The following is a 4,370-nucleotide window of genomic DNA, read 5'->3' on the forward strand; positions in this document are numbered from 1 at the left end:
GCGTTTGTTAGCGATTTGAAGTAGGGCTTGCTGCTTAAGGGGTAATGAGATGCGTTTAAATAGTGAAATTGACAAGGTTCTTGCGAACTCGGCGCGGATCGAATTGGCCCATTTGCCAACGCCTCTACAGCGGTTGGATCGTTTAAGTGCACATTTGGGTGGGCCGACAATCTATATCAAGCGCGATGATTGCACGGGGCTTGCTGGGGGCGGCAACAAAACGCGCAAGCTTGAATTTTTGATGGCGGCTGCGAAAGCCGATGATGCGCTAAGCGTGGTGACAATTGGCGGCATACAATCCAACCATTGCAGGCAAACCGCTGCCGCTGCAGCCAAATTGGGCCTCGAATGTCATGTTGCGCTTATCGATAAGGTCAATTGGCAAGACCCTGCATATCGTTTGGCGGGCAATGTGACACTTGACCATGTTTTGGGTGCGCATGTGCATGTTTACGCGGATGTATTTGATCGCGACGATGTGCGTGATTGTTTGATGCGTATGGTAGGCAATCAAGGAAAACTGCCGTATTTCATTCCGCTTGGCGGTTCAAACGTAATTGGTGCGCTTGGTTATGTCGCAGCATTTGGTGAGTTGAATGATCAGCTCGCCGATGCGGAACTGTCGCCAAAGGCCCTATATTTTTGCACGTCAAGCGGGGGTACACATGCCGGTTTGGCGGCGGGGTCTATAATAAGTGGACGACCGTTCCCCATTATTGGTGTTCATAATGAGGAAGACCCAACATCCATTCAAACAACCGTTGAAGAATTGGTCGACGGTATGCTGGAGCATTTGGGCGTGAACATCACACGCACATCAGATGATGTGCAAGTGCTCAGCGGATATGGTGAGCCGTCGTACGGCATTCCCAACGCAAAGGGCAATGCGGCAATCGCGCTCATGGCCCAGCAGGAAGGTATCCTTCTCGACCCCGTTTACACAGGTAAAGCGTTCGCGGGTTTGATTGGTGACATTGAAGCCGGGAAACTGAAAAAGGGCGACGACGTGGTGTTTTTGCACACAGGCGGCGCACAGGCGCTGGGCGCTTATTCGAGCTTGTTTGTTGATAAAACGTAAGATCCTGGGACCATCGCAGACATGTATGACCCCAAAGGAAATGGCAAAGAGAAAACAATTCAAGCGGTGCAATTTACGGAAGTGGAACCGCCAGAACACCTGCGTGGAATTGTACATCGGTTTTTAGAGTTGAAGACGGATGGTGTTTTGCCACAAGACTATCGATTTCATGCCTTGCCTGATGCCTGCACTTATATTGTTTTTGACCAATTAAATAGAGATGTTGCGGGTGTCACCAAATTGCGGGCCTCGTCTGAAGAGTTGAATTTGGGTAGAGAATTTCACTTTATCAACATTCGGTTTTTGCCCGGTGTTTGGCAAAGTGCGCTTGCGCCGGTTACCTATGGAATGGTGGACCATCCATATGGAGGTGAGCTGCCACTGGTTGAAACAAATCGGGCGATGGGCCAATTGAGTTTTGCTGAAAAGCAATCAGTTTTGTCAGATTTTGTCGAAAGGCTTATTGATGATGAATTGGTCGTCTCAAATCCGGTGACAGAAAAGATCTTTCATCGACTTGATGAGATTTATTCTGTTGCTGATATGGCTACAGCCGCGAACTTGTCCGCTCGCCAATTGCAACGTGTGCTCAAACGGACAACCGGATTTACGCCACATGATTTTCTCAAAGTGTTGCGCTTGCAACAAGCGTTGAGGGGCGAACCTTCTTTGTCCTATGCGGATCAGTCCCACTTTATCCATTCATTTCGCAAGGCCACGGGATATACGCCAGGAAAATACTCCAAAAAGTTTGATGTCTGATATCTACAATACACACTGAATGCTGATTGATAGATCTGCGCCATAAACAACATTTGGCGGAGATGAAAATGTCAAAAATGAATGCAGTTGGTTGGTTCGATATCTATGTGAATGATTTGGATCGCGCAGTGGCTTTTTATGAAGCGGTTCTGGGGCAAAAACTTGAAGAGCTAAAAGACCCAACAGGGCAAACAAAAATGATGAGTTTCCCAGCCGATATGAGCGCCTATGGCGCTGGTGGCGCATTGACAAAGTCAGCACATGGCTCACCTGGCATAGGCGGAACAATCGTTTATTTCTCGACTGAAGATTGCTCGACAGAAGAGGCAAAGGTTGAAGAAGCAGGGGGAAAGGTCGTTCGGCCCAAATTCTCGATCGGGGAGTTTGGTTGGGTCACCTTGTGTCAGGACACTGAGGGCAACATGTTTGGCCTTAGCTCCATGAAGTAAGACCAAACAACTCGGTCATCCAATAGTTGCATGGGCAACCCGGTTGGTTGCCCATGCAGTTTTTCGCTTACATGCTCCGACGTGCGTCGCGGCGAGCATCTGCCTTTTTGAGCGTTGAGAGGAACGTGTCCTTCACGCCTTGGTCGTTGACTTCGAAACAGATTTTGATGGGGCGGCCATTTTTTGCTGGGTCAGCGATTGTGTTGCCGACTTCATCACCTTCAAGAATGGTGTTTAGCGGCGCTTCTTTTACCTCAAAAAACTCCGGATCCGTGATGGCGATCACCGCCGCGGGGTCGTGCAAATAGCAGCCGTTGACGCCGACATTTTCGGTGTAGAATTTGATGTAATAGTCAGACACTTGTTCCAAGAACTTGCCAATGTCTGGCGAGTTTTTAGTGACGTCGCGGAAGTCGTCCATATTGCAGCTAACTGAATGGGTGACGTCTAAGCCCACCAAAGTAACCTCCCAATCAGCATCAAACACGACTTGTGCCGCGTGCGGATCATTCCAGATGTTTGCTTCAGCAAAAGGGGTGACATTGCCCGGTGCATCGACGGCGCCGCCCATGATCACCACTTTTTTTGCGTTTTTCGCGATCTCGGGATCATGTTGCAAAGCAAGGGCTAGGTTGGTCAATGGGCCAACGGCGCAAATGGTGATTTCACCCGGATTTGCTTTGGTCACTTCACACAAAAACTCAGCAGCGGAACGCGCGTCTTTTTCCCGGCTTGGCACTTGCGGGGGGTAATCGCCAAAACCTTCGACGCCGTGCACAAAATCTGCGTGTGGGTTGGGCACAATGGTCAACGGCGTGGCAGCGCCTTCGGCCACAGGTATGTTTAGTCCTGCAAGGTCTGTGAGGTGAATGGCGTTACGGGTAGCGGTTTTAACCGGCACATTGCCAAACACAGTGGTCAGTCCAACAACGTCAAGCCGTTCGTCCGCGAAAGCGTGGTGCAGGGCCATTGCGTCGTCAATGCCCGGATCTGTGTCGATGATGATTTTGTGGACGGTCATTTATGTGTCTCCAAGAACTCAAATACTTCTGAAATGGTGGGAATAGCATCTGCTGCGCCGGGTCTTGTGACCTGAATAGCGGCGGCAGCGCTTGCAATTTTTAAGGCAGTGGCGGGATCATCGCCAAGGTCGAGCCGGGCCAAAAAATAGCCCGTGAATGTATCGCCCGCGCCAGTTGTGTCGACGGGGGTGACTTTGAACGCTTTGACGCCAAAGCTCTCGTCGCCATCGGAGTAAGTTGCGCCTTTTGACCCTTTGGTGATCAATATTTTTTCGACCGGCAAATCATTGACCGGCATATGCATTGTGTCTGCCAATTGAGCGGCTTCAATTTCATTGACCGCGATTAGGTCCACATGTGGGATCATTTTGGCGGCGATTGCTGCATCAAAAGGTGCTGCAGCATAGGCAACTTTGAGGCCCTTGGCTTTTGCGGCTTGGGCTGCTTGCAAGATCATATTGGTTTCGTTTTGCAGCAACAGCCAATCTCCCGGTTGTGCGCTGTCCAATGCATTGGCGATTTGTGATTTGGTCAAGTTTTCGTTGGCGCCGCCATGAATGACGATTGTGTTTTCACCCGCGTTATCAACATAGATCACCGCGTGGCCTGATGCGCCATTGTCAGTGAGAATGTTGGATGTGTTGACGCCATGCGCTGTGAGCTTGTCTTTAGCCCAAAGTCCGTCTTCTCCAACTCGTCCGACATGATCCACTTGGCCGCCCGCCAGAGCAATTGCAATTGACTGGTTCGCGCCTTTGCCACCAAGCCCAGCACTATAGGAAAGATTGCGCAAGGTTTCGCCTGCCGCGGGGAAATGGGGCACGCGATGGACGTAATCAATGTTGATTGATCCGATGTTGATGACAGGCATGGGCACCTCGCAGCGGTTAAAGTTTTGGCCTTTTACAGATATTTTATCATATGGTCAAAAATAAAATGAACCCGTTACAAACCTTGTTACGTACTCACGGTGATTTGACAATTGCTCAGTTGCCTGTGATCGCGAAGTTTTGTTTGCTGCACATGAGAAAAGCCAAGAAGCGAGAGAAAAAGATGCTG

General features: G+C 49.9%; 5 protein-coding genes. 3 read left to right on the top strand and 2 right to left on the bottom strand.

The features are described 5' to 3' along the window. Nucleotides 1–49: 49 nt before the first annotated feature. The 3 genes from Q0231_RS09035 to Q0231_RS09045 all read left to right on the top strand — a co-directional run bounded on the left by Q0231_RS09035 (nt 50) and on the right by Q0231_RS09045 (nt 2,289). Nucleotides 50–1,078: a D-cysteine desulfhydrase family protein gene (locus Q0231_RS09035; RefSeq protein WP_299347254.1), complete on the top strand. Its 1,029-nt coding sequence runs from the start codon at nt 50–52 to the stop codon at nt 1,076–1,078. Between the two features lie 21 nt (nt 1,079–1,099). After that, nucleotides 1,100–1,840, top strand: a complete 741-nt coding sequence (locus Q0231_RS09040; protein WP_299347256.1) for an AraC family transcriptional regulator — start codon at nt 1,100–1,102, stop codon at nt 1,838–1,840. A gap of 68 nt (nt 1,841–1,908) precedes the next feature. Then, the gene (locus Q0231_RS09045) at nt 1,909–2,289 is read left to right on the top strand and encodes a VOC family protein (RefSeq protein WP_299347258.1); all 381 of its coding nucleotides are present in this window, start codon (nt 1,909–1,911) and stop codon (nt 2,287–2,289) included. 67 nt (nt 2,290–2,356) lie between these two features. Here Q0231_RS09045 and Q0231_RS09050 read toward each other — a convergent pair whose 3' ends face one another. Continuing rightward, nucleotides 2,357–3,310, bottom strand: coding sequence for a nucleoside hydrolase (locus tag Q0231_RS09050; protein WP_299347260.1), 954 nt, complete (start codon nt 3,308–3,310; stop codon nt 2,357–2,359). Continuing rightward, a complete protein-coding gene (locus Q0231_RS09055) occupies nt 3,307–4,182 on the bottom strand; it encodes a ribokinase (protein WP_269395227.1) in 876 nt (291 codons plus the stop codon). The genes Q0231_RS09050 and Q0231_RS09055 overlap by 4 nt, the downstream gene beginning before the upstream one ends. Between the last annotated feature and the right edge of the window lie 188 nt (nt 4,183–4,370).

It is taken from the genome of uncultured Maritalea sp. (genome assembly GCF_937139385.1).
GTDB lineage: Bacteria > Pseudomonadota > Alphaproteobacteria > Rhizobiales > Devosiaceae > Maritalea > Maritalea porphyrae_A.